This is a genomic window from Arenicella chitinivorans, assembly GCF_014651515.1.
GTDB lineage: Bacteria > Pseudomonadota > Gammaproteobacteria > Arenicellales > Arenicellaceae > Arenicella > Arenicella chitinivorans.
Map to the genome: position 1 here is coordinate 190,294 of NZ_BMXA01000005.1, position 23,846 is coordinate 214,139.

Below are 23,846 nucleotides of genomic sequence, written 5' to 3' on the forward strand. Positions count from 1 at the left end.
TAATTACGCTGGCCTCAAGTCGTAACTGCAGCACCAAATACACTCGATCAAGACCGCCGTTTACGCCGTCCCCAGAACAAACGAAGAAGCCAGATCAGTAACATCAAGAGCAACAACCATGGAAGCAAATACGCCATGGCTGTGATAAAAACACTCAGTCCATCAGCCACATTGTCAGCGAACGTCGACAAGGCGTCACCGATCGGACCGTAAAAAGTCGTGTCTCGAGACGATTGCAGCGTAATTTCGAGCACGTCCATATTGATGCGCTGATAGAGCTTTGCCTTCTGCCCTTGCGCAAACTCGATTTGAGTCTGTACCTCCGCCATTTCCGACGACAATTTGATCAACGCGTCAACATTCACATTCGGATTTTGTTCCAGCTTCTGCAGTCGCGCCTGATACGAATTTAACATTTCGAGACGTTTTTCGGTATCTTTCACCGCCGCAGTTAAATCTTCTGCATGCATGGACTGCGCAGCAAGTTCTCCAGATTCCGTCACCAGTCTTTTGTACTTATCAATGCCGTTGGGTGATACCCGCAGCGTGATATGACCATAGGCATACTCTCCACCGGACTCCTCGGAGCGCATAATCAAACAGACATACTCGGTTTCGTGAACACACGTTTCAATCACCGAATTGAACACGCTAGACAAAGCGGAATGATCAACATCCACGGCAATCTGGTGTGTGTACGCCAGAAACTCGGTCTTGGCGCGCTGGGTTTCCTGTAACGCCTGAAACTCATTAACATCTTTGTACGCACTGACATTGAGCGCACGATCAGCATCACAAGCCGAGATCATCGCCAGCAAAATCACATAAAACCCAACTCTAACCATGCGCATCATCCTTTTTAGTAACTCAAATCTAGCGCGCACGCTAACACGCCAATGCACGATACCAACCCGAAATTACAACAAATTCAGACACGGTGGTGGTCAATCTGTGGTGCGCATCCCGCGAGGCGCACCACAGCATGTGACTAATTAGTCACAGATACCGCCTGAAATGTCCACCACTTCAGCTGAACTGTTAACAACGGCTTTATTGGCCTGAAAACCAAATTTGGTCGAGCTTCCGGGTTGGATTGTTCGATTCCAATTCAATGGCTCCACGGTATAGGGGTTGCTGGCACTAAAACTGCCATTCCATGAATTACTGATCGTTGTGCCGTTCGCAAACTCAAAGCTAATTGGCCAACCAGTACTGATTGCAACACTGCCGGTATTTGTAATTGTGACCTCAGCAACATAGCCGGAGTTCCACTCACTTTGGACCGTCATCTCACATGTCGCGCTACCAACTGGATCAGTCGGATCAGTCGGATCAGTCGGATCAGTTGCCCCGCTGTACGCGCGCACCACATTGCGAACAAACGTACCCGATGCCGTCAAATCAGAATCCGCCCAACCGCCGGTACTGGCAGCCCCCGGTTTTAAAACCGACGCGCCCTCTTGCTTATCATGTAACGACCAATTTAAGTGAATAAGGTTATTCTGCTTCATCCACGCCACCCAAGCATTGGTTTCACTGACGGCCACGCCGCCGTCGCCATTAGCATTTACCGTTCCCCACTCTGTGACAAAGATCGGTAAACCAGCATTGATGGCCATATCCGCGCGATTACGTAACCATTGCCCGTGTGTTCCGGCATAGAAATGCAAGGTGTATGCGATATTTTGCGATGAGGTTATTGGATCCGCAGCAGCCTTATCAACATCTTGCGACCAAGTCGGCGTGCCCACCACAATTAGGTTGTCTGGGTCATGCGCACGAATCGCGGCAATCACCGCTTCCGCGTAGGGTTTGATGGTGTTACTCCATGAAATCTGCAATGGTTCATTGTAAATTTCGTAGATGACATTGTTATATGCGCCATACTTTTGCGCCATTTCAGAAAAGAAGGCGACCGCCTGAGCTTGATAATTCTGCGCATTGTGAGAGTGCCAGTCGATTAATACATACATGTCGTTGGCAATAGCGGCATCGACCACGGCCTCAACCCGGGCTTTATTACCGGCCGGGTCTTGCAGATAGCCGCCAGCGTCTTCAACCCCCATCGCCGCGCGCACGATTTGTGCGTCGAAATCCTGCTTTAACCAAGCGACCGCCTGATCATTGTAAAAACGTTCAGCTCCCCAACCAGTATTGCTCCAAAAATGGCTAACGCCAGCAAAGCGCTTGTGCTCGCCACCCACCATAATTTTCGAACCATTGACGCTCAGTGGTTCCACCGCAGCGTACGACTTAGTAACAACGGTAAGCGCGGCGAAGATTAGGCAGAATAACGCGAGGATAAGGTCAAGTCGGTGCTTAAACCTAAAAGAAGGTTGGTGTTTGGTCATGATTTAGTCTCCTCTCGACAGAGATAAGGTTGTATCCAGGCCAACAGAACCGCACTTCGATGATCATGGTTATTCGAACGAAGCCGATCCGTTTGTTGGTCAAAAGGTCGTGCCCCAACCATGAATATGCAGCTTAAGCGTCAATATTTAGGCATTTCAAACAAATAAATACCTATATTTAATAACCACTTAGGGAGCAAACCCATCACTTACTAGATTATTGTAAACGTTTTCCGTGTTTGCAATGATTTTCCGCCTGCATTAACTATGTTTAAGACTGATGAGCGCAATCATGCTGACTTAAATCATATCGCGCTCATCCCTCCCCAACAAACTCGTCACGGATTGTCCGTGACCAATTCTTTAATGATTTCTAATCAAGCGACGCCTATTCCAATGCAACAAATTTTGACCGCATTGCCAAGCACACCACGACGTACAGTAGACTCGTCGAAGTAACTCTCGGGAACGTCGTAGATAGAAAGCAAAAGTGTTTTCTTTCGCGCTTGCTCTGCGTGATATATTTGGCTGAGGTTGGCGAGCCTTAACGTGCAACAACATATCGCTATTTTCGGCTATTAGTAAACGGTTTGGCTAACAACGCATGACGAATGATGAGCTAGAGGAAATATTTCACTCAGCGCTTGAGAGAGCGGCTAATGAACGGGAAAAGTTCGTTCGAAATGCTACTCAAACCGACGCGGACTTCAAATTCATATGGAATCTGATTTCCAAAGCCGATAAGCAGACTCAATTTATGGCCACGTCCTATGCCGTAGAAGACTCACCAACGGCTCTCAATGCCGGTGATATTGTAGGCAACTGGCTAGTACAGGAGCTGCTGGGTCGTGGCGGTATGGGCGAAGTGTATCGTGTTTCGCGTATTTACCCCGATTTTGAGCAGTTTGGGGCGTTGAAGATTTCGCGTTCACCCCAGCAAGATTTGGTTGCACGATTTCATAATGAGCGTCGAATTCTTGCGCAGTTGGAACATCCAAATATTGGCCGCCTAATTGATGCAGGAGTCCTGAAAAATGGGTTGCCGTTCATGGTGACTGAGCTGGTCGACGGCATCGACATTCTCGATTATGTTGCTGACAATGCCCTGACATTCGACACCTCTCTTCAGCTCTTTACGCAGTTGTGTGATGCAATTGCACATGCGCACGAACGTCACATCTTGCATCGCGATATCAAGCCAAGCAATGTGCTTGTTAATCGCGCAGGTCAGGTCAAATTGATCGACTTTGGCGTCTCAGGTTTTTTGAAACGTGGCGAAGCAAAAAGTGCACCATTCACCAAAGCGTTCGCAGCACCAGAACAAGCGACTGGGCACAGGCTTGATGAGTCCACGGACATCTTTGCGCTTGGTAAGTTGCTCAGCGTACTGGTGTATGAAACCAAACCGGTCGCCACGGCGTTGTCTAAAACGCCTCGCTCACTGCGTGAACTCGGGGCCATCTGTGACAAGTGTACTCGTGACAATCCTCAGGATCGATACCGGTCAGTCAAAGAGCTCACTCGTGAATTGCAGTGTTATGCAGACAAAAAACCAATACAGGCAATGCACGGCGACTGGCGTTATGTGTTGCAAAAATACTTTCAACGACATCGCTGGTTGGTCGCAGGTGCTTGCCTGGTCACGCTAAGTGTATCAGGGGCTGGGATAGCATACTTAAGTGCAACCGACAAAACCCTACGAGCTAAAACCGAGCGTCGCACCATCAAGCCTGTCGTTGACCTACCCTCTGATCGAATTGCATTGGGCTGCGACCAATCGAGTATTGGAATATTTTCAGATACCGTCACCACCGGCGGTGAACTCACCAGCGAGCAGAGAAACCTAGTCAGTTTAGCGCGAGATCATGTCAAACAAGGTCTGGGGATTTCAGCATTGAGTTTCACGCCAGATTGTCAAGGCATCGCACTGGTAACCCAGTCTACTCAACACACCACCAATGTACGTGGCAGCTTACCAGTCAACTTTCACATGACACTCCAGCGGCTCCTCGGTGAAGGTAAGAAAGTTACCGCGATTGCATTTGATCCCTACCAATGGGAGCAGCGTGCGGCGTTTGTCATTGCCTATGAAGGTGGCTATGAGGCTTCACCAGACACGAGCTCCGAGCTTTTAAAACGTTTAAAGTCTGCGACAGACACTGACGGCGCGGTCGCCGCAATCGCTTTTTTTCCATTAGCAGACAGACCGAGTGGCTGGTCAGTACTCGGCGCAAATGGATTTCAATACACACGTAATGTCACCAAACAGAACACTGTCGCCTGGTATTACGAGAACCTACGCTTTCTAAAACGTCACGCTGTTGTGCCTACATTCGCTTCCTTCTCAGCTGATGGAGAAGACTACGTTTTGGGAAACGCTCAGTGTGTCTACTCTAGCAGAACCGACCTGTTACAGCTCACAGATTGCCCGTCATTTACACCGCAATAACTAAGTGAGCACTGACTCACAAGCATGCCAGAGTAGATATAGGTTCAACCTCGCCCTCAATAGGGTTTACTGACTATCCGTGCGCTCTAACTCGGTGGCCATCCATGCTTTTATAAACACCCAATCACGGCGCACCGTGCGCGTGCTAACGCCCAAAATTTGAGCGGTTTCGTCCTCTGTAAAACCACCAAAATAGCGTAAGTCGAGTGTTTGCCCGTATCGGGGGTTGCGCTCTTCAAGCCGTGCGAATAAGTCAGCAATCGCGATTATCTGTTCGGGTGTTTCTCTAAATTCCGGAATACATTCCGCTAGGTCGTCATAACACTCCGTACCCGCATTTGCGCGTTTTATTGTGAGCTTCGATCGCGCGTACTCAACCAATACATGGCGCATCGCCAGTGCCGTCGTTTTTAAAAAGTGGCTTTCACTTGCCCATTCCTTTGTCTGTCTTAATTTAAGCCAACTCTCATGCAAAATATCGGTGGTCAACATCGTTTGCCCACTTTTAGCGCGCCGACGCTTCTCGCGGGCGAGGGATTTCAGCGTCTCGTAATGCTCAGAAATTAACTGTTTTGAATCCAGTGGCAATGTCGCTCGTTGCTCAATCGTTCGCATAGTTATTTAAAAATATTTGTCCGGTTAATACGCTGGATCTCGTTAGATAGAGTAAGAGCGAGCAATTTGCGCCCGCACTCCATTAATCGTTTGTCCGCGCGAATAGAATAACACAGGCCAATTTATCGGCGTTCATCGCGAGAGCATCAATAAACCACAACACACTTAATACCCGAAACGCCTAATGTATAAAGAAACGATAACGAAAACACTTCGCTTCAGTTCGACCAGTCTCGCCCTATTGCTGATACTCGGTTGTCAATCAGAGTCAGCTTTCAGCGAAACACATGCGTGTGATTTCACCACACCTCAAACACTAGCAACACATTACGGGGTTCAGGCGGAGACTGTCACTGAAACACCCAACCCACGTAAAAGCGATCACTTCACTGCCTGTGAATGGCAATTTGTCAGCCCAGAAGGTTACCCCGTTGCATTACATGTACGCACGCAACATCGCACTGAGAAAATCAAGAACCCGGACTTTTTCAAGAATAATCTCGGTTACCTGATTGATAACGGTAAGAAGATAGGTGGCCGAACTGTGTCTTTTTCTGCGACCACGTTGAGTGACCTTCCAGCGGGCGCGTTGTCCACGTCGTACGGCAATTTTGGCTCGCAATCAATTGCGTACACCTGGAATCAAGGCGAAGAGCGGAGCATCACTGTCACGCTTACCAAGTCAATGACTGAATCAGGCAGTAAACCGAACGTTGACCAGGAACAATTGGCGAATGCCATTAAACCGTTCTCTTTCTGACGCTCAGATTGACTGCCGGTTCGCGTATCGACTCTTGCGCCACAAGATTGTCACGCTAGGCAACGTCGTTTTTCGACATAACGCATTGTCAGTCATGACTCTTGCTGGTGAGGCCAGATATTGATACACCCTACTGATTAACTCGAACGTTCTCGCGGCCATTGTCGAAAAATCGAGCCATAGACAGCCTAGCAACTAACTGACCATGGTCAATGCCAGCTAGATGCCGAGACTCGTAAGGTAAAGCCGACACTTCAGAGTAACAACCCAACCAGGAATCACACGATAATGATAAGAAAACCACGAATACTGCTGATCGGGCTTTCGTCTATGTTGACTTTGTTGCAAGCGCAAGGGTCCGAGAACGCGGTTGACCGCGCTCAAATGATGGTGGTTCTGGATGCATCCGGATCAATGTGGGGACAAGTGGATGGCCGACCTAAAATAGAGCTGGTCCGAGAAGCCTTCGGCGCATTGGTTGATGACTGGGAGGCGCAGCCAGTTGACGCCGGGCTCATCGTGTATGGGCACCGCACTAAGGGCGACTGTCGTGATATACAAATTATTGCGCAGCCGGGCCCGGTCGATGCCGCACAGCTGAAGCAGTCTGTTGCTCAACTTAACCCGAAAGGAAAAACCCCACTAGGTGACGCAGTGCGCATGGCTGCCGAGCAGCTGAAACTCACCGAACAAAAGGCAACGGTGATCTTATTGAGCGACGGTCGAGAAACGTGCGACGCCGACCCGTGCAAGGTTGGGCTAGAGCTTGAAGAGACCGGTGTTGATTTTACTGCACATGTTATTGGGCTCGATATCGAAAAGGAACAAGATAAACGCCAGCTGAAGTGTCTGGCAGACAACACAGGCGGAAAATACATTGATGTGCACAGTGCGAGAGAACTCAATGATGCGTTTAGTACTAAGTCCGACTTACTTAGCTCTTCGCCCAGGTTACAGGTCTTAGCCACCGCCACTGATCTTGAAATACCCTTAACGGAAATAACGTGGACAATTACGCACCACGAACAGGCAAAAGATTTAGTAACCCAATCCACGACGCTCGACCTAGTCGACTGGTTGGGGGACTCACTGGTTGCCGGTGAGTACACCCTACATGCCAAGTCAGGTAGTTATGCTGGATCCATTCAATTTACCTACCCAATTAGCCGCGAGTCCATGTCTCTGACGCTCACCCGAGAAATTCCTCCGAGTCGGCTGATTGTGGCAGACACGGTAACGGCAAGTAGCGCGTTCGAGGTGCAATGGGAAGGCTACGGCGGTACCACTGATGCCATTGCGGTGGTGAATATTGGCGATCCGTTCAATTCGCATTTAGGGCAGACCGGGGTCCGTGATCGCAGCCCCCTAACTTTAATCGCACCGGCAGCACCCGGCGAGTACGAATTGATATACGTGTTCGACGCCTATGGTCAAGCTCGAGTCGATGCACGGGTCCCCATCAAAGTGAAGCCGGCTCAATTCGGCTTTGAGGTGTTGACGGAAATCCGAGCTGGTCAACAACTCGAGATTCGATGGACGGGTCCGGGTGCACAAGGCGACTTAATCGCCATTGGCCCACGAACTCAGAAAACGGATGACCACCTCTATGTAAATTGGGTCAGCGAGGGCAATCCAATCACGCTGACTTCTGCTGACCAACCAGGCGAGTATGAACTGCGTTATTACAACGATCGGTACGACATTCTTTTCAGTAAACCGATCATCGTAGCGCCGTGACCACGAAGACAAACATGCATTTACTCGAGCCGCTTATGGAACCTGATGGCGCATTCTCTTTTTAGTGAAAAATCTTATGAATAGACATTACTCAAAACACTCAACTGCCCAGCTTTGGCGTGTGCTTTTTGTTTCCACGGTACTGAGTAGTAGCTTGCTACTCTCGACAAGTCATGCAGCGACGATCACGGTTCTCTCGACGAGCGATGCCGCCAACGGCGGCTGCACTGTGCGTAAAGCCATCGAATCGGTCAACCTTGGCAGTAACATCAGTCCATGCACTGCCATCGGTATATTCGGTACAGATGATCGCGTACGCATTACACCAACAAATGGAAACATCATTCAACTTCAAGGCTCATCAATCCCAATAACCAAGTCGGTAGTGATAGAAGGCCCAAGTATGAACGACCTGGCTATTACACCTGCCGCTGGCGAACTCGGTTTCTCAATTGAAGCCGACAGCATTTCAGTCGTGTTTGAAAAGTTACAGTTGAGTGGCGCTGACCGCCCACGCCAATTTGGCGGCGCAGTGTCAATCAACTCCAATCACGCAAATGTCAATTTTGATTCAGTCAGATTCAGCCAAAATTCAGCACGCCTTGGCAGTTCGATTCTTTCATTTTCCTCAAGTGATACCAGCATCACCATCGTCTCAAGTGAATTCAATGACAACGTGGCACGCAACGAAGGCGCGGCGCTTTACACAGTCGGCGATGATTTGGTGCAAATCGCAGATACCAGCTTTACTGGCAACCGCGGAATGGTTGGCGCTGATCCGTTCTCTGAGGTATTTAGTGGCGGGGCCGCGATCTATATCGAAAACGCTGATAATTTATCTTTGGTCAAATCAACGTTTACAAACAATGGCTTAGATGGTGTTGATTCCGTCGAGACTTACGGCGGCGCGGTATTGATCGATAATGGTGGCGGCATGTTAAATATCGATCGAAATCGATTTTCTCAAAACAGTGTCGGGGCTGGTGATGGTGGCGCACTCAGTATTCGAGGGTCTCTAACCGGCGTTGTGGTAGAGAACACGTTCACTAAAAATACGGCGAGATTTGGCGGCGGTATCCATATCGATCAGACGGGAAGCACGACAGATTTTAACTTGATTGCAAACACATTTTCTGAAAACAGCGCCGTAGACGGTGGTGCCATGCACGTCGACACCTCAGCTACCAGCTTCATTAACAACACCTTGGTATCAAACGTCGCCACCAGTGCTGGTGGCGCTATGTACGTCGATGGCGGGCTAGACAACAAGCTCACAAATAATACCTTGATCAGCAATCAGACTCAGGGGGATGGCGGTGCTATTTATCTGAATTCTACTTCAGTGGCATTTGAGAATAATCTACTCATGTTGAATCGCGCAGACAACGACGGAGCGGATATTATCGCCAATTCCACAACCTTCACGAGCTTTTCTGGCAATCTGATCGGCGACGCAGGCGTATCAACGCAAGACAGCCTCGACGGATTTGTTGCGCCACCAGGCACGCTATTGGGCACCAGCGACTCAGCACGGCCGTTGGCATTGTCAGACGTACTCGATCCTGCTTCCACCAACAACGGTACGACCTTTTTTATACCAACAGAAAGTTCAGTCGCAGTTGATGGCGGCGTCAATACCAATTGTCCATTCAGCGACCAACGCGGGCGCTTAAGAGATGACGGTCACTGCGATATCGGAGCCATTGAGCTGCGACCAAGCGATATTTCAAAACGCACAAACTTGTTTGTAATTCCGCTTCGCCAGGGGCGATCTGTTGTCATCGTGTTGTGATCTAGCGCTGAGCAGTATGCCGCGATGTGAGAAACACGCGTGTACTTGGCTTGCCCGCGACGCCCTTTCTACAGTGATCTGTGCGCTACGTAATGAGCAACAATTGCCCACGAATACCGACACAACGTGCTCACAGTAGATCGCGCCCACGTTTTAATCGGCACACCCAAACCAACGCATCGCGCCGAGTCATGGCTAGTCATAAGCGAACTCCATTCGCAATCCAGCGAACCCTCTTGAAGGTCACCACTTGGTAAATTTGAGCTTCAAGGTGCCCTTGTACATCCAGTACGGCGCTTCTAACTTTTTTACCAAAAGCATCATGTCGTTATTTGAAATTCGCTTGCCAAAAGAACCTTTGTTTTCAGGAGAAGGAATCTCGACCCAAATGTCACCCGGCTGGTCAACGTAAAATTGAATCGTTGTACCATGACGATCGACAAATCCAATAAAGTTGCTGGCACCGGCGACAACGTCCCCTAAAATTCGATTGATCTCGGCATTCTCGATGGGTATCGGATCCGAGCTCTCCACACATTCATTCGTTTGGTAAACGCAATAGAATACCGAATCATGTGCACCTGCCGGCGTACATAAAAATAAAAGACTCAACAATAGGGTAACTTTATACATGCGTGTCTGCCTCACGTTGTTATTAACAGCGAGCGCTGCTAAAGGTGTGCGAGTGTGTGACCTGCGCGCCCAACTTCGAACGAGCACCGCCGTGGATTGAACTTCGACCTTCCTTAGGATACTACTTACTAAACCAGGCTCGCATGGGAATTTTCACTATTACAACAACAGCGATTAATAAGACTACATTCAGAAACACCAAGGTCTCGCCAACACCAATAAAGATTCCTTTCCCTAGCCAGTTTTGAAAATCAATAATAACCAGCATGGCCAAATACACATAGCACACGATCAGAATCGTCTTTCGGCCATTCATGATCATAGTGCAAATCCAGGCATACAAACAGAGTGAAGCCGCCAGTACCGCCACCATCTCAAAACTCATCAAGTTGACCGGACTACTATCATACGAACCAAGTAAATTAATGGCGATAGTGAATACCCCTTCTAAAGCAAAGGCGAATAGTAAGATCCAACCCAACTTTGGCATATCTCCTCGACTTTCTGACAGGTCAGCCTTGGGTGCGTTGTAAAAATTATCCATGCGAGATGACCACTTTACTCCGAGGACTGCTTGGCAGCCGAATACTCTGAGTTGTATCGATTTGAATTGATCGTTTGATAATGCGCCTCAATTTTGTCATATAGGTCCCGAGTCCACTCAGGCGCGTTACTGGGTACAACCAGTGGATTTTTTGACGGATCAGTAGGTGAGATTAGCACGGTTGTGTTGTCACGGCCGGTGGCGTAGACAAGTGAGAAGAGTTTCTCTATCACTGGATCCCCCATGGCAAGACAGCCTATCGAGGCAGCACGACCATGAATAAAAATGTTGGTCCCCGGCTCCGCCCGTCCCTCGGCCTTCGCGTGTTCGAGATCATACGCATTAGGGTAGTTAATCTTCATCGAAAGATGATAGGCACTATTAGGGTTCAAGCCAATGATTGTATAAATACCCTCTGGCACCTGCCTGTCACCTTCCCGAAGCTTCGGGCCTAGTTTGCCGCTAGCCGCTTTTATTGGGTAACGGACAATTAGTTGGTAATTTGAGCCTTCATTGGACGCCCAGACCTCCAGAACATTGGTGTCTTTAAATGCAACCAAGGCCAGTTTTTTAGGCGGATAGGTGATGCCCGATCTATCGAAAAGAGGCGCTAGTTCATCGCGTGTTGACAGGCCATAAGTTTCGATTACTTGCTCGACGGTTTGTTTACCTTTGATCTTTATTGCCAATGGATACCAGATGCTGCGCCCAAAGTGGTAGAAAAGAAAAAGACTCAAGACTACCAATGAACATACAAACAATCGCTTCTTCACAGAATTTAGCTCTAAGTTAATATTGTGCTGCACTGACCTTATCCCCAAACCGAGTGCCAAGACAAGGGGGGAGACCTCTCATCAACCGTCAGTTTCTGGAGTTCCCAAAGCCAACAAGGTACCTTAGCAAGGTGAACAAGGTTAAGGTCTTGCTGACCTTACTCGTAAAAGTCGAACGAGCAGCCTTCTGCATTTCATTGCGTCGACCAAAGAGAATACAATGCAAAGTAAACACCGGTTAGTTAGCCTTAACTACGGCGACTTAAATACTGAAAGATCTGAACAGCCTTTTGTTCCACATCCCTAAACTCCTTTGGATCTAAGCGCCCCATATTTCCGGTAGAGCCATCTTCATACATTGCTCGATACACGATCATTTGGTCACCATTCCCATCGATATCAAATGAATCATTATTCGATATAAAATCAAGAAATTCGTCACTAAATAATTTTCGCACTGCGCTTTCATCACTGCAACGCACTAAGTATTTTTGAGAGAAGGTAGGATGATCAACCTTGACGCCACCTTGGCCTAAAGACTGTAAAAATCGAGCCTGATGTGTATTAAATAAGCGGACATGAAAATTAGGCAGAGCTAAGGATGCGGATCTAAAATAAAAAACCGGCTCCATATTCCTTCCGGTGCTAGCGCCTCTTAGTGAACACTCGAAAAACACCTTCTCAACCCCGTCAACACTGTTTCGCAAGACGTTTTTAATCGTCGACAGTCTGTATTCTTGGGTGTGAGAACGGCTACTAAATCGGCTAAATAATTTTAGTCGTTTTCTAAAGTCGGTGCTTATCTTGGGAGCATACTCCATGCCCAACTGCGCAGCCAAACGACGAAACACTTCGGAGCGTTCCTGCTCATGTTTATTCGATCCGAGTCGGAAATACTGAATCAATATAAAAAGCGCCAAGATTAAAAATAAAACAATACCAAGGGTCATACTTATGCTCTCCGTTGAATAGAGGCACTAAGTGCCTGTGTGGTGCTGTACAAAATTGATAGCGTTGTTTCCTTGCCTCAGAATCGTCTGATTTCAGGGAAATATAGCTTCTGACCTAATAGGTCTAATGTGGATGCTTCCAAGATCACCTACCCCCTAAAGTAATGGCGTGCACGGCAAATGCGTCCAGCTCTTAGGGCGAAAGACCGATTCTTGGTAAAGGCTCTGCTAGCCATTTATCTCCACGTTGATTACTGCCAACTTTAAAATTAGTGCAGCACAAACCAAAATCATCAGCATCGCATTTGATTTATCCGAGAGCTTAAGCCCGGTAATCAAGAACAATACAGAGCCAAGTGAAAACTCGTACGGCATCTTCTCCGGCTCTGACAGTAACAAAGCCACAAAGCTCAACAGCAATAATGCTGAAAATATTAACGCCCCTTTTTTAAATCCCTTAGTTAAATCACGCACCATCTCTTTGATAAATATCATGCTCAGCCTTGCGGCAACACGTCAACAGCGCCTCAGCGCTGAAAGCGAGATAGATTGTGACCTGCTAACGCCTTGATACACTGATTTGGTCCGCATGAATCTCGATAACACCATCAAGTAAGTATAACCATAAGGTATTTCCTCTTAAGTATCCATTTGAGACGGAACCTGCTGAATAGTTGTCTTTGACTTCCAAGAAATTGATGACGTTGTTGAAACGAGTGACATCACGACAATTTATGGTGAATTTATCTCTCTGCGTTGACTCAGGAGTTGAATAGAACTCTGCTTCAATTGCTAATGATGCGCCGGATTCAGCAACTGAATAGTTCAGAGAATTAATATTCCCATCATGCCAAATAAAATCGCTCATAACTCAAATAACATTTACGCCCAAGATTTCGCTGCATGCCAAGGGCGCGCCCAGCCCTTGAGGCAAAAAGACTTCTCTTGTTAAGTATTTTGCCCAAAAATGCTGTTTTCTATTTGTGCTGCTCGCGCTTTCATCTGATCAGAAAAATCAATGTTTTTCTCGACACCGATCCCGTTTTCATAGAACCACGCTATTCTCTTATACGCAATGAGCTCTGATGGAGGCGCACCACCCCTTTCGATGATCTCGCGATACAAATTGTAAGCTTTTTCATAGTTCTTGTCTCTCATCGCGGCAGACGCAGCTCCAATATCACCGCCCGATATTATTCCTTTTCCCACATTCTGAGTCCGCTTAAATTGGATCAAAATTCGTGCTACCGAGGTAAGAAGCCAATAAGCCGGAGTTAATAACAGTCTGATAATTCGCATGGATACCGTTACGTTAGTGCCATTCACCTAGCCACGTGTCTTCCGTGCGACTATGATAACGAAGTGAAGCTGGTTTTGGCCAATGCCTCTATACCTGAAAACGAAATACGCGTTTTCGATGCTTTAAAAACAACCTCAATTGCATCAGTGAACAAGAGATCATTTACCCCGGCCCTTTCCTACCTTTGATTAGCTGCGTTTAAGTAGCCATTGAAACACGCAAACAACACGAACAACACGCAGGGCTACCATTACAGTAGATAGCATATGCCAATAGCATCTAAAACGCGCACGCGCATCTGTGCAGATGTAGTATGCGGTAGATTTTGACTCTGCTATAGGGTCTCACGCTCTGCGGCTTCCAATTCAGACAGCCTAGTATTAACTTTGTTCATGTCAATATATTTGGACATGAACGTCATTCCGGTACTGGTCACAAACCAGTTGTAACCAACAGCAAGCAAGACACCGGATAGAACCAGGAGAAATGCGGTTGACCACACACGACTAATCGATTGAAAGAGTTCTAAATAGGCTAGCAGAAGCACGCCGACTAGGAGAAAGATAAAACCTTTAAGCTTCGCTCTCTTTTGATGAAGCGCCGCATCGTTGGATATCTCTACCAAGCCTTTCAGGCCATTGATCTCACTTTCTCTTTTCATAGCTTCTCATCAAGACATAGAACACTACGCTCACCGGTAAGTACCGCTGAAAGCGTTTTCGGGTAAACAGTGCGCAGCAACGTACTCAACTAAGCGTTACATTACGTATCGGAGTGCAGCGACTTGTTGCGTTTTACCATATTTTCCACCAAGGTTTAGCCCGCTTGAAACCGAAGAGCGTAATCCGTTCAGGCTCAATAAGTTCGTCATCGACAAAACCTTCTAATTGATAACCAAAAAACGCCTTCAATACGGCCTCTCCAAGCTCTAACGGGTGAAATTCGAACGGATATTCCTCTTCATCATCCTCGTCAGAATCAACGGCTGGGTGCCCCCCATTCCAATAAGGGATTTCAAACTCAATCCGTTCACCAATATCTTCGAGTATTCCACTATCGGGCGAAAGGCTCAGTGATCGCTTGAGCTCACCATCCTCCCACTTAGCAAACGCAAACCAATCAACAACACTATGCATGGCATGAAGATAGGTATTGCTAAAAGGAGACTCTGATATAAAACGCCGATCTAATTTTGATGGATTATCGATACCGAACTCTTTTGCAGCGACGACTGAAATTCCCTCAAAGTATCCGGCATAAATCATGTCGTTAGGAGGACATGTGGAGGACAAATCCCCATCGTCAGTTTTCTCGAGTTTTTCGTTAGGAAATAAACGGTTCAATAGCGCTACAGTCTTCTCCAGATTCGGTTTCGGATAGCTCTTAAACTTACTTGATGATTGATTATCCGAAGATACAATCATCCATGTCTTTGCTCCCATTATTACTCCTCGTTCAAGTTGAAATATAACGCCTTAGTCTGCTCTATGGCGCCAATGTAGTTTTGCGGTTAACCAGAGGCGTAAGCTTGACCGTTCAGTCACTAAGCGGTTACTTCCATTTAGTTGGGTCACCTTTAAATCGGTCTTTCTCAAGCCGCTCCAAAAATGTAAATGTTTGGGGCGCTTCTTTTTTTACCTCAGACCAAACTTCCTCAAACTCTAGTTTTGCAAGGTTTGACTCTATACCTGCGCACCAATCCACCCAAGTATCTTTGCGTATTCGCTTTTTGCGCCTCAAAAATATCTGCTCATTGCACAAATCAAGATAGTTGTAGATTAGCTCTCTAGTCATTTCCTTTTTATCGTTGGAAACACTTTTTCCAATAAGCGCATCAACAGGAATACCTCGCGCCAAAGCTCGATATTGTTGATCAATAGAGTCTTCAAATTCACTTTGTGCAATTTTAGAGCTGGTACGGAGTTGAAACGCTGCGATTAGAACACCTACAGCAGTTGCAACAGACACGAGAGAATTCCAATCAATATTCATACAGTGATCTTAGTTGTGTTTATAACATCGCCGCCGCCAGCCAGACCGCAGTTGGTTTGTTTGCGACATCATAGTGTTACACCGGCGAAGACCATGACAGCGAAAATGCAGCCAATTTGCTGGTGGTGATTGATTAGTTTTTTATGAACCACTATTTAACTTCCACGGCACCCCAAACTTATCAATGACCATGGCATAACACGTAGAAAAAAAGGTTTTTTGAGGATGCATTACAGATACCCCATCTTTGGACAATACTTCAAAGTACGTTCTCACAGTATGGTCGTCTAGGCCTGCTAAAAGTAAGTTAACACCCTGTGGAAGTTTGTAGTCACCCTTTGATACATCCCCGCCCGTAATCGTCAAACCGTGTATGACAATATCTCCATGCACGACTCTACCGTTTTCCGACGCGCCTTCTCTAAAAATGCGCCCGACCATTCCACCTAAATTGGCAGAGTAGAACTCAAACGCTTCCTCACAGTTACCGTTAAACCCTATATCGACTGATCCGCTCATGCCTCCCTCGCATTAAACCATAGATGACGCACCGCAGGTAGCGCCGGCAAAGTAAACGTTCCGCGCTGGCTAGTAGTGCCAGATTTGACTTAATCACATGTTTAGCAATTGTTTCTACCGCCATGTCCTGATAGTTTCGCAACCATTTTTCCAACAAACACCTTGCGTTGGTTTTGGAACAACAAGCGTGCAAACATCGATAGATGATTTAGACATTTCTAACTCATCTTGGTCAACTCGCTTTTTGGCTAATTCAAGCAAATAATTTTCACTTTCTCCTTTAATCATAAGGCTTGAATAGACCAATGATTCGTAACCGCCACAGCTATAGCTATTTATCTTTATAACTTTGCAGTGTGAATTTTTTAAACATTTTTTACTGACTTCATCAAATTCATGTATGTTGAATTTGGACATATTAACGTCATTGGTTGAGCACGCTGACGTACCGAGTATCATACAGAGCAAAATCAAGAGCCTAGACAGCATTCTGACAGCTGTATTTAGAGTGCTTGTTAAGAGTCTTGCCATTTTTCTAATATTTGATCTAGGATTCTAATTGCTTTTTGCTTTTTCAAACCTTTGTTAATCCCTGCTGGTAATTTCGAATACTAAGGGTGCCAGTAGTGTTCTAAATCATGCGCTTTTTCTCGTGTTGCCGGGTGTGTTTTATCAGAAAAATAATTCTTACAATCTTCGACTTGGGCCAAGTTAGCAAATTGAAAAACGAAACCGCCCAATTCAGCAAAATATACTCATTTATCTATTAGGTTATCTCGTGATACTTCAACCGGAATTGCACCTTCATGTTTACGGCTCATGAAGTCGATATGTTTTGAAGGGTCCGCTTTTTCTCGCCAGAATTTGCTCACACTCTAAAACTCAAAGGCCTCTAAGATGAGCGTGTACTTGTTTGCGCGTCTGAGCCGCTCGTAACACTTTCGTTTTTGAATTCGCTATGTTTCTTTCCACGTGTAGTTAGGTACGATACCGTAATCAGACCTATTAATGCGCCCATAATCGCACTTGTAACCAAGGTTAAAAAAATTAGCCCAATCGACCTATAAGACTTGAGTATCGATTTTTTTACGCACACGAACACTGAAAGTGCTGTACACACCAATACCGCTAAAACCACACCGACAATAAATGCAACATCAATGCTGCCACCAAAAACGCCTGTAGTGATCTGCCCAGATAAGAACCCTGCGCATAAAAGAATAATAAGATACACAAAGTAGAACGCTACTGCCTGTTTTCCACTGCGCTCATATCCCAGATCAAACAAGCTAGTAAATGCACCTGAAGCGTTCACATCCAAATCCAATATGTCGCTCTCAGGCGGTTTATACGGGTTCTCGCTCATACAGCCTCTTTGCAAAGCGAAAGGGTACACGGCTGTGCATTTCTTTGCACTTCCTGTTTAGTGTCCTAGATTGTTGAAACATAATATATTGCACTATCTCCCTGCTCTGTTCTAAGAATGTAATGGCTTCGTCTTTCAACTTCAGCTACAAAGTATAGACGTATGGTGCTGTCAGCGATAAACGCATGAGGAAATTTTGAGATCAGGTGTTTTGCTACATGGAATCCATTATCAGATTTTTCACCGATACTAAACTCAGTCGAAGAAACTCTATTAGCCCAGTCGCTATCGGCTGAAACATCTAACAACCACGCATATTCACTTTTGAACAAGTTATCCGAACCTTCAGTTTGGTATGCAATAACGTTAATTTGATCTGATGGTTCGCCATAAGCGGATTCGAAAAAGTCCCTGTCACTCGATGTACAACTTGTTGTAACAAGCAAGACAAAAGTGAGCATCAGCAAAACTTTCATGGGCACTCAACGCCGCTAGCCGGGGCTGGAGCACGCTTTGCAGAAATCCCTCTGGCTGGCTTTGTTAGATTAATCTTGGACGACTTCAACATTATCCCCGATTGATACCGAGCCAATAGATATAACCTTAGCGTAAACACCAAAATCCAAACCGAAATCTTTAGATATAGCCTTGAGTATCTCGGGGCTGCGTTCAAGTCCAGGCTGGCCAAGGGTTATCATACGGCACCGCTCACTTTTATGAGTAACCTCTAAGGAGACTGTGCCAATATTTATAACCTTACCCAAAAGCTCGTTATCTTGAAACTGACTCTTAACCACTATATTTGGCCTGAACCTTCTGGGTTCCACGCCAGAGTGTGGCAACTTTTTACGGAGCAGCGATAAGGATGCCGTTGTTAATATATGTATAGCTCCGTCATCAAAGTGCGAGATCTTATCTTCTTTAGTTAAGGTTACGTTTTGCCCAAGAATTTGTGAGAGCCTACTATTTATGGATGGAGAGTTACTCGTTACGACCTCTTTATCAGGGAGTGTAATCGATATACCATTGTCTATAGTTTCTGCCGACATTGAAAAAAGCCCATCAATGCGCCTGAATCTGCGCGTATCCTTACCACTACCGAGCTTGCCATCTGAATTCGATATAGCATAGAGCCGATCACCTGAAACCCCTCTGCAATCAATATCAAAACTGTCTACGGATTCACCAATAAGCGATTTGACTGGATATCTCCATAGCGATTCAACCCTCCCGAATTCCATTTATTCTCCGTGTTTGATAGAAATCTAACGCCGCCGAAACCCAGCAGCGAATCCGCTGGTTTTACCCTCCAACGTAGCGCCTGCAGGGCGTGGAGTAAAGCTAACTGCCTTATTAGGTATCACCGGCCAATTCGCTTGCAATCTTTTGCTTTTCCATTATCTTTAGGGAAACCTTCGGTTCCAGAATAGTAGCGACTGATGATCAAGTAAGTTGCGGACTTATGACCATTTTCAGCAGCGCGTGTTAACCAATAAATAGCCAGTTCATCTTCGGCTTCTATCTCCCGGCCAACTCGAACATAGAGTAAAACCCTCATAAAGACCAAGACTAATGTGGTGTGCGCAAGATACCTTATAACTAGATACGAAGATGAGTAGGATTTGAAGGAAATATTTCATGACCTCAGTAAACTTAACACCGAAGTTGCTAGCGGCCAATAGTTAGTTGTTTTTTTGTACTACTCAAGCACTAAAAACAAGCGACGGAAACGAATTCCAGCAGATTGCTTTGTTACATGCCTTTCTCTCTTTTTACCACTGCAATAGTTCTTTCAATAAACCTCCTAAATGCTTTTTGTGGTAGAAATACTGCTTCATTGTTCACATTGAATTTCTCCAAAACATCCTTAACTTTGGCATCATCCATTATTCTATCTACATCCCACCCTTGCTGGTCTAGTTCTCGAATCTTACTGATCCACTCTAATGTATTTTTTCTAAATTCCCGTAAGGATAGTTTACTTGATGGGGCACCATGGCCCGGCACTATCAGTGTCTGATCATCACCTAGATTTAAAATAGCATCAATTGCCTCAATAAAACCCTTAGTTCCGCCAGCATAAAATGTTGGGTGCCAACTGGTATCGAAAACATCTCCGACAAATACAGCGTTACTTTTTGTATGATAGTAGATATTATCAATTGCCGAATGAGACTTGGCCTTGATATGAACAAAACCAACTAAGTTAGAAGTGCTCCCGACAAGCTTCCCACCTTGTTGTATAAAATATTCATTACCACCTGCATGGTCTGAATGTGCGTGTGTGTTCAAGATAAAAGTAATCGGTTTATCGTAAATAGAACGAACTATTTTATCTAATTCACTCAGGTGGCTATTGCCCGGCATGGGATCAATTAATACCAATCCATCATTTATAGGTATTAAACCGATATTAGTTCCGTACTCTTTTCCACTCAAGATATGTAAATGCTCGGATACTTTCTTTACATTAATACCACTTGATAAAGCAGTACAACTGAAAAGGAGTAAGGAAATGGCTATCAAAATTTTAAACTTTGTCATAACTAATCCTTTTGGACGACGCTAAATGGTTTGTAGGCATGTAACGCCCGCAGCAGCGACGGCGAAGCCGTCCAGCCCGAAGGGCAATGCTGCCCTTGCTTGTTAAGTGTTTACTCTTTAAATGCACTGACATCTTTAACAATTGCCTTGAGATTTTTAAGCTTCTTAGGATGGTTGGATGCCCACATGACCTCTGAGCCATCTTCCAATTCTTCGTAAATTGGCAGCAGATCAATTATACCGAGATACTCCCATTGGACAGGAACACCTGTTTCTCGACTTTTATACGGTTCAGCATGTTCGATACCAATTCGCTCTATCTTTTCAAAGGCCTCCTCAAGAGTCGGAGCCTTCACAATAACTGTGTTTTCCCACGTTGCAAACCTGGTCTCGGGATCATCGTTATTCTCATCTTCAATCTCGATGAATCTTGCCAAGTATGTTCCGATGTACCAGCCGACTGGTGAGATAATCTTATCCATGATGACACTTAACACCGTGGTGAGGAGCGAGCGAAACAAGGTGTAGCGAAATCCCGCGCAGGCTCCGGGCTTTTCGCGGTCGGAGTGAACTTAACCACATTGTTACGTTGCCAACTGTAAAACTTGATTGACGGATTCATTGCAATGCTCTGATTTTGCGATGTAACTCCTGACATCTTGTCCCATGAGTGGATCTGGATCGATCAATGTTAATTTTGCTAATAATATAAGTTTTTCAGAGCTTGGATTTCGTTTTAACCACCAATGGAATACGCCAGTTCTATCGTGGTCTGAACCGTCCTCATATCCAACTTCGTTGCCAGAAATCTGGATTTGAAATAATTCGTCCGGGTACATATCCCAAACTAACCATTCATTTGGGAAATGCATTAATTTTAAAGACTCTTCTTTCGTCATCTTCAAGCAACATAACGCCCGCCACAAGTGCCCGGAACTTGTTGCGCATCCAGTGCGCAACGCGCACGATTTTGGCTGGCGTTGTTATGGGTTTCTAATTTCTTGTACATAGGTTTTGTACTTTTTTAATACTTCTGGTTGATAGCTTAAAAATGTAGCTCTAACTGCCGTGGAGATAGAGTAAAGGCATTCCCCTGAAATAAAATCGTTGTAGTGACTTTTAAACCCATTGAAAGGATCGTTTTTCCGGCTTTCTAGACTCATTTTTTGCTTTTTCATTGCAGCCTCGGGTGTATCAAAGCATGATTTAGCTAGTGTGAAACGTGGATAATACATCTGGTTTTCATCCACTCGCTCCCCCTTGATCCGCTTTATATCCTGACCGTCTCCACGTACTTTTGTTGTTTTATATCCCCACTTGCCTAGGACATCTTCAGGCACTACCACTTCAGCGAGTGAAAGATTTGAAAAAGCACATAACATGGAAATAGCAATTAATTTCAAACAGAACCCATAACGCTTGGTACATCCCAGGCCAGCACGCTGGCTGTTGTAGAGCGTATTATTAAGCTAGCGGTATAAATGGTGATAACGCCCACAATAAATACACTCCCATAATTATCCCCAAAAGGCAGGGGACCCGAATAACCCATAGCGGCCAAGCCGCTAATATTTGTCTTAGTTTTCTCAGACGCTCTCGCCCAACTACAAAATGCGCTACTGCGGAAAACACTAGCAATACTGAGAATACTTTTAAAACTTCTGGCGCATTGGATTCTTGAGAACTAAGCCAGAGTAACACACCAAAAACAATGCGGACCGATACTGCGCCCCACAAACCCAGCTTACGTGAGGCAAGTTTATCTACCAACGCCATCAAGCGAGACGGCAGGAAAACGCCGCCCAGGGAAAGCACAATCAGCGCAAATGAAAGGATTACAAGAACTAACCCCATTTACTAAACTCTAATGGCATGAATACTTGACCTGGGATCATAGTCTCTTGTTAGGAGTAGTTTCTCTGCAAGAAACTAAATAGCCATTCTCGTTCAATTTCAGTGGCTCCTATTGCTATTTCTACGCGTTCGGCTCCTTTATCAATGGTAAGACGGTTTCCACTATCCGTTTCTCGCAGCTTCATTGTTTTGAGTTCTGATGGCAAAAATTCAATGCGCTTTCGCTTGGGGAACATGGACTTCCAATATTTTTTTTGGCTGCGCATACCAAAATCTATTTTTAACGGAGGAACTCCAGTGTCCAAGGATAGTGATGGGCGATTGAGAAGAAGTTGTTCTGGGATACTTTTTTCGAACACCCTGTAAATCATATATCCCGCGAACAGGCCACCTACAGACCAACCGCCCAGCCAAAAGACAAGGAAGGCACCACCATCACCAGATGATATTTGTGAAAAAGCACTGGTAAAACCCATGAACCAGCCACCCATCCAGAATAAGAGAAATAACCCGATAAAATATCTCATCGCCCCACCTTTGCCGTGAGGTACAAGGATATGTTGATGGCCATTCAAGGTATCAACTTTTATTTCACTACCTTGTGGAGGTGTACTACTCATTATTACTCCTAACGCTCCGCTAAGGGGCCGGAGCTGTGTTGATGGTTTTGCGGTAGCGTAGCGTGAAACCGCAAAACGAGCAACGCAGCGGAGGTCCAAGCAGCTTTAGCTGCTGAACCTTGAGTGGCCTGTTAGCCTTTGTTTGCTCAAGCTATCTGCTTTTCCAAATAAGCCTTAAATGCTGCCCCAAAAAAGTGATTCCACCCAGAATTACAAATGCTATAGCAATTTACTTCTGGAGTTAACCCAACATGAGTGAAATGAACATCCGTATTTTCACCCTTACCAATAATGTTGAACCGTAATGTCGTGTTTTCCCACTCTTTCCTCATTTCCGGAGTTGTAACTGGGTGAATATGGTCTGCTTGATAGCAGAACAGTTCGACGAGTCTATTTGCTTCTAGCTTAACAACTTCAAAAGACCATGTAGTGCCATCTTCAAATTTTGCTGTTGTTTTATCCCCAATTTTATCTACTGTAGATGTCATATCAGTCCACCAATTAGACATCTCTTTTGTAAGCGCATCAAAAACACGCTTCGGGGTGACTTTGACTGTTATTGTATGGTCGTAATTTTTCACTATTGGTTCCTCTTCTGTATTGAAGAAAACAATATACTTAATTAGGTATGATAATATAAGTAGGCAATATTTTAGTATATAGTATCATTATCAATACTATTGGGGTTAGAGGTCGACCGATGACATCGAGAAAAGAAACAACGCAATCCGCCGAAGGGACGCTATGCCCAATGCCTCAGATAGCAAAACTCATTGGGGGAAAATGGAAATTAATAGTGCTGCAGATTTTGATTTTTCATGGAACTCACAGATTCAATGAGTTACGCCGGAAGATCGAAGGCATCACTCAGGCTATGCTTACAAACCAGTTAAGAGCACTGGAAGAGGATGGATTAGTATCGAGAAAAGTATACGCGGAAGTTCCTCCACGTGTTGAGTACACTGCTACGCAAAAAGCAATGGATTTAAACGAAATGTTTGAAGCAATGCATCGTTGGTGGGTTACGTATGAAGGCTAACGCCGCCA

At 45.6% G+C, this 23,846-nt stretch carries 30 protein-coding genes; 5 read left to right on the top strand and 25 right to left on the bottom strand.

What is annotated here, in order from left to right:
• Positions 1 to 47: 47 nt before the first annotated feature.
• Entirely contained in the window at positions 48 to 845 is a 798-nt protein-coding gene (locus IE055_RS13930) for a DUF4349 domain-containing protein (protein WP_189402239.1), read from the bottom strand.
• 147 nt (positions 846 to 992) lie between these two features.
• Positions 993 to 2,351: a cellulase family glycosylhydrolase gene (locus IE055_RS13935; RefSeq protein WP_189402241.1), complete on the bottom strand. Its 1,359-nt coding sequence runs from the start codon at positions 2,349 to 2,351 to the stop codon at positions 993 to 995.
• Between the two features lie 604 nt (positions 2,352 to 2,955).
• On the opposite strand from IE055_RS13935, the gene IE055_RS13940 reads away from it, so the two are divergent.
• Entirely contained in the window at positions 2,956 to 4,800 is a 1,845-nt protein-coding gene (locus IE055_RS13940; RefSeq protein WP_189402243.1) for a serine/threonine protein kinase, read from the top strand.
• Positions 4,801 to 4,866: 66 nt separating this feature from the next.
• On the opposite strand, the gene IE055_RS13945 is transcribed toward IE055_RS13940, so the two are convergent.
• Positions 4,867 to 5,415, bottom strand: a complete 549-nt coding sequence (locus tag IE055_RS13945) for an ECF-type sigma factor (RefSeq protein WP_189402245.1) — start codon at positions 5,413 to 5,415, stop codon at positions 4,867 to 4,869.
• 184 nt (positions 5,416 to 5,599) lie between these two features.
• Between IE055_RS13945 and IE055_RS13950 the strand changes: the two genes are divergently transcribed.
• The 3 genes from IE055_RS13950 to IE055_RS13960 all read left to right on the top strand — a co-directional run bounded on the left by IE055_RS13950 (position 5,600) and on the right by IE055_RS13960 (position 9,704).
• Positions 5,600 to 6,175: a hypothetical protein gene (locus tag IE055_RS13950; RefSeq protein ID WP_189402247.1), complete on the top strand. Its 576-nt coding sequence runs from the start codon at positions 5,600 to 5,602 to the stop codon at positions 6,173 to 6,175.
• 288 nt (positions 6,176 to 6,463) lie between these two features.
• On the top strand, positions 6,464 to 7,912 hold the full coding sequence (locus IE055_RS13955) for a vWA domain-containing protein (protein ID WP_189402249.1): 1,449 nt from the start codon (positions 6,464 to 6,466) through the stop codon (positions 7,910 to 7,912).
• Positions 7,913 to 7,988: 76 nt separating this feature from the next.
• Positions 7,989 to 9,704 carry a right-handed parallel beta-helix repeat-containing protein gene (locus IE055_RS13960; protein ID WP_189402251.1) on the top strand — a complete coding sequence of 572 codons (1,716 nt, stop codon included), beginning with the start codon at positions 7,989 to 7,991 and terminating at the stop codon, positions 9,702 to 9,704.
• Positions 9,705 to 9,947: 243 nt separating this feature from the next.
• Here IE055_RS13960 and IE055_RS13965 read toward each other — a convergent pair whose 3' ends face one another.
• The 22 genes from IE055_RS13965 to IE055_RS14070 form a co-directional block, all read right to left on the bottom strand.
• The gene (locus tag IE055_RS13965; RefSeq protein WP_189402252.1) at positions 9,948 to 10,337 is read right to left on the bottom strand and encodes a hypothetical protein; all 390 of its coding nucleotides are present in this window, start codon (positions 10,335 to 10,337) and stop codon (positions 9,948 to 9,950) included.
• A 121-nt stretch (positions 10,338 to 10,458) separates the two neighbouring features.
• Positions 10,459 to 10,881, bottom strand: coding sequence for a hypothetical protein (locus IE055_RS13970; RefSeq protein WP_189402254.1), 423 nt, complete (start codon positions 10,879 to 10,881; stop codon positions 10,459 to 10,461).
• 14 nt (positions 10,882 to 10,895) lie between these two features.
• On the bottom strand, positions 10,896 to 11,687 hold the full coding sequence (locus IE055_RS13975) for a L,D-transpeptidase family protein (protein WP_229794307.1): 792 nt from the start codon (positions 11,685 to 11,687) through the stop codon (positions 10,896 to 10,898).
• A gap of 215 nt (positions 11,688 to 11,902) precedes the next feature.
• Positions 11,903 to 12,604, bottom strand: a complete 702-nt coding sequence (locus IE055_RS13980) for a hypothetical protein (RefSeq protein WP_189402256.1) — start codon at positions 12,602 to 12,604, stop codon at positions 11,903 to 11,905.
• Positions 12,605 to 12,832: 228 nt separating this feature from the next.
• Positions 12,833 to 13,099, bottom strand: coding sequence for a hypothetical protein (locus tag IE055_RS13985; protein ID WP_189402258.1), 267 nt, complete (start codon positions 13,097 to 13,099; stop codon positions 12,833 to 12,835).
• A 64-nt stretch (positions 13,100 to 13,163) separates the two neighbouring features.
• Complete coding sequence (locus IE055_RS13990) at positions 13,164 to 13,472, bottom strand: hypothetical protein (protein ID WP_189402260.1); 309 nt, start codon at positions 13,470 to 13,472, stop codon at positions 13,164 to 13,166.
• An 80-nt stretch (positions 13,473 to 13,552) separates the two neighbouring features.
• Positions 13,553 to 13,813 (bottom strand): hypothetical protein, encoded by a 261-nt coding sequence (locus tag IE055_RS13995; RefSeq protein WP_189402262.1) that lies wholly within the window; start codon positions 13,811 to 13,813, stop codon positions 13,553 to 13,555.
• Positions 13,814 to 14,238: 425 nt separating this feature from the next.
• Positions 14,239 to 14,565 (bottom strand): hypothetical protein, encoded by a 327-nt coding sequence (locus tag IE055_RS14000; protein ID WP_189402264.1) that lies wholly within the window; start codon positions 14,563 to 14,565, stop codon positions 14,239 to 14,241.
• Positions 14,566 to 14,698: 133 nt separating this feature from the next.
• Complete coding sequence (locus tag IE055_RS14005) at positions 14,699 to 15,346, bottom strand: DUF6928 family protein (RefSeq protein ID WP_189402266.1); 648 nt, start codon at positions 15,344 to 15,346, stop codon at positions 14,699 to 14,701.
• Positions 15,347 to 15,455: 109 nt separating this feature from the next.
• The gene (locus IE055_RS14010; RefSeq protein WP_229794308.1) at positions 15,456 to 15,896 is read right to left on the bottom strand and encodes a hypothetical protein; all 441 of its coding nucleotides are present in this window, start codon (positions 15,894 to 15,896) and stop codon (positions 15,456 to 15,458) included.
• 141 nt (positions 15,897 to 16,037) lie between these two features.
• Positions 16,038 to 16,415 (bottom strand): VOC family protein, encoded by a 378-nt coding sequence (locus tag IE055_RS14015; RefSeq protein ID WP_189402267.1) that lies wholly within the window; start codon positions 16,413 to 16,415, stop codon positions 16,038 to 16,040.
• Between the two features lie 114 nt (positions 16,416 to 16,529).
• Positions 16,530 to 16,832: a hypothetical protein gene (locus IE055_RS14020; RefSeq protein WP_189402269.1), complete on the bottom strand. Its 303-nt coding sequence runs from the start codon at positions 16,830 to 16,832 to the stop codon at positions 16,530 to 16,532.
• Between the two features lie 475 nt (positions 16,833 to 17,307).
• Entirely contained in the window at positions 17,308 to 17,781 is a 474-nt protein-coding gene (locus IE055_RS14025) for a hypothetical protein (RefSeq protein WP_189402271.1), read from the bottom strand.
• A gap of 65 nt (positions 17,782 to 17,846) precedes the next feature.
• Complete coding sequence (locus IE055_RS14030) at positions 17,847 to 18,257, bottom strand: hypothetical protein (RefSeq protein WP_189402273.1); 411 nt, start codon at positions 18,255 to 18,257, stop codon at positions 17,847 to 17,849.
• Positions 18,258 to 18,326: 69 nt separating this feature from the next.
• A complete protein-coding gene (locus IE055_RS14035; protein ID WP_189402275.1) occupies positions 18,327 to 19,022 on the bottom strand; it encodes an MOSC domain-containing protein in 696 nt (231 codons plus the stop codon).
• 511 nt (positions 19,023 to 19,533) lie between these two features.
• The gene (locus IE055_RS14040) at positions 19,534 to 20,325 is read right to left on the bottom strand and encodes an MBL fold metallo-hydrolase (protein ID WP_189402276.1); all 792 of its coding nucleotides are present in this window, start codon (positions 20,323 to 20,325) and stop codon (positions 19,534 to 19,536) included.
• Between the two features lie 110 nt (positions 20,326 to 20,435).
• Positions 20,436 to 20,807, bottom strand: a complete 372-nt coding sequence (locus tag IE055_RS14045) for a DUF4288 domain-containing protein (protein WP_189402278.1) — start codon at positions 20,805 to 20,807, stop codon at positions 20,436 to 20,438.
• 102 nt (positions 20,808 to 20,909) lie between these two features.
• Positions 20,910 to 21,224, bottom strand: coding sequence for a hypothetical protein (locus tag IE055_RS14050; RefSeq protein ID WP_189402280.1), 315 nt, complete (start codon positions 21,222 to 21,224; stop codon positions 20,910 to 20,912).
• A gap of 84 nt (positions 21,225 to 21,308) precedes the next feature.
• Complete coding sequence (locus IE055_RS14055) at positions 21,309 to 21,728, bottom strand: hypothetical protein (RefSeq protein ID WP_189402281.1); 420 nt, start codon at positions 21,726 to 21,728, stop codon at positions 21,309 to 21,311.
• A 61-nt stretch (positions 21,729 to 21,789) separates the two neighbouring features.
• Complete coding sequence (locus tag IE055_RS14060; protein ID WP_189402283.1) at positions 21,790 to 22,179, bottom strand: hypothetical protein; 390 nt, start codon at positions 22,177 to 22,179, stop codon at positions 21,790 to 21,792.
• Between the two features lie 50 nt (positions 22,180 to 22,229).
• Positions 22,230 to 22,799 carry a hypothetical protein gene (locus tag IE055_RS14065; protein WP_189402285.1) on the bottom strand — a complete coding sequence of 190 codons (570 nt, stop codon included), beginning with the start codon at positions 22,797 to 22,799 and terminating at the stop codon, positions 22,230 to 22,232.
• Positions 22,800 to 22,945: 146 nt separating this feature from the next.
• Positions 22,946 to 23,380 carry an SRPBCC family protein gene (locus tag IE055_RS14070; protein WP_189402287.1) on the bottom strand — a complete coding sequence of 145 codons (435 nt, stop codon included), beginning with the start codon at positions 23,378 to 23,380 and terminating at the stop codon, positions 22,946 to 22,948.
• Between the two features lie 119 nt (positions 23,381 to 23,499).
• Here IE055_RS14070 and IE055_RS14075 point away from each other — a divergent pair, with 119 nt between their 5' ends.
• Positions 23,500 to 23,838: a winged helix-turn-helix transcriptional regulator gene (locus IE055_RS14075; RefSeq protein WP_189402289.1), complete on the top strand. Its 339-nt coding sequence runs from the start codon at positions 23,500 to 23,502 to the stop codon at positions 23,836 to 23,838.
• The last annotated feature ends 8 nt before the right edge of the window (positions 23,839 to 23,846 follow it).

Bases quoted from the DNA above. Each gene is read 5' to 3' on its own strand.
- IE055_RS13930 (WP_189402239.1), bottom strand. From the start codon at position 845: ATGGTTAGAGTTGGGTTTTATGTGATTTTGCTGGCGATGATCTCGGCT.
- IE055_RS13935 (WP_189402241.1), bottom strand. From the start codon at position 2,351: ATGACCAAACACCAACCTTCTTTTAGGTTTAAGCACCGACTTGACCTT.
- IE055_RS13940 (WP_189402243.1), top strand. From the start codon at position 2,956: ATGACGAATGATGAGCTAGAGGAAATATTTCACTCAGCGCTTGAGAGA.
- IE055_RS13945 (WP_189402245.1), bottom strand. From the start codon at position 5,415: ATGCGAACGATTGAGCAACGAGCGACATTGCCACTGGATTCAAAACAG.
- IE055_RS13950 (WP_189402247.1), top strand. From the start codon at position 5,600: ATGTATAAAGAAACGATAACGAAAACACTTCGCTTCAGTTCGACCAGT.
- IE055_RS13955 (WP_189402249.1), top strand. From the start codon at position 6,464: ATGATAAGAAAACCACGAATACTGCTGATCGGGCTTTCGTCTATGTTG.
- IE055_RS13960 (WP_189402251.1), top strand. From the start codon at position 7,989: ATGAATAGACATTACTCAAAACACTCAACTGCCCAGCTTTGGCGTGTG.
- IE055_RS13965 (WP_189402252.1), bottom strand. From the start codon at position 10,337: ATGTATAAAGTTACCCTATTGTTGAGTCTTTTATTTTTATGTACGCCG.
- IE055_RS13970 (WP_189402254.1), bottom strand. From the start codon at position 10,881: ATGGATAATTTTTACAACGCACCCAAGGCTGACCTGTCAGAAAGTCGA.
- IE055_RS13980 (WP_189402256.1), bottom strand. From the start codon at position 12,604: ATGACCCTTGGTATTGTTTTATTTTTAATCTTGGCGCTTTTTATATTG.
- IE055_RS13985 (WP_189402258.1), bottom strand. From the start codon at position 13,099: ATGATATTTATCAAAGAGATGGTGCGTGATTTAACTAAGGGATTTAAA.
- IE055_RS13990 (WP_189402260.1), bottom strand. From the start codon at position 13,472: ATGAGCGATTTTATTTGGCATGATGGGAATATTAATTCTCTGAACTAT.
- IE055_RS14000 (WP_189402264.1), bottom strand. From the start codon at position 14,565: ATGAAAAGAGAAAGTGAGATCAATGGCCTGAAAGGCTTGGTAGAGATA.
- IE055_RS14005 (WP_189402266.1), bottom strand. From the start codon at position 15,346: ATGGGAGCAAAGACATGGATGATTGTATCTTCGGATAATCAATCATCA.
- IE055_RS14010 (WP_229794308.1), bottom strand. From the start codon at position 15,896: ATGAATATTGATTGGAATTCTCTCGTGTCTGTTGCAACTGCTGTAGGT.
- IE055_RS14015 (WP_189402267.1), bottom strand. From the start codon at position 16,415: ATGAGCGGATCAGTCGATATAGGGTTTAACGGTAACTGTGAGGAAGCG.
- IE055_RS14020 (WP_189402269.1), bottom strand. From the start codon at position 16,832: ATGTCCAAATTCAACATACATGAATTTGATGAAGTCAGTAAAAAATGT.
- IE055_RS14025 (WP_189402271.1), bottom strand. From the start codon at position 17,781: ATGAGCGAGAACCCGTATAAACCGCCTGAGAGCGACATATTGGATTTG.
- IE055_RS14030 (WP_189402273.1), bottom strand. From the start codon at position 18,257: ATGAAAGTTTTGCTGATGCTCACTTTTGTCTTGCTTGTTACAACAAGT.
- IE055_RS14035 (WP_189402275.1), bottom strand. From the start codon at position 19,022: ATGGAATTCGGGAGGGTTGAATCGCTATGGAGATATCCAGTCAAATCG.
- IE055_RS14040 (WP_189402276.1), bottom strand. From the start codon at position 20,325: ATGACAAAGTTTAAAATTTTGATAGCCATTTCCTTACTCCTTTTCAGT.
- IE055_RS14045 (WP_189402278.1), bottom strand. From the start codon at position 20,807: ATGGATAAGATTATCTCACCAGTCGGCTGGTACATCGGAACATACTTG.
- IE055_RS14050 (WP_189402280.1), bottom strand. From the start codon at position 21,224: ATGACGAAAGAAGAGTCTTTAAAATTAATGCATTTCCCAAATGAATGG.
- IE055_RS14060 (WP_189402283.1), bottom strand. From the start codon at position 22,179: ATGGGGTTAGTTCTTGTAATCCTTTCATTTGCGCTGATTGTGCTTTCC.
- IE055_RS14065 (WP_189402285.1), bottom strand. From the start codon at position 22,799: ATGAGTAGTACACCTCCACAAGGTAGTGAAATAAAAGTTGATACCTTG.
- IE055_RS14075 (WP_189402289.1), top strand. From the start codon at position 23,500: ATGACATCGAGAAAAGAAACAACGCAATCCGCCGAAGGGACGCTATGC.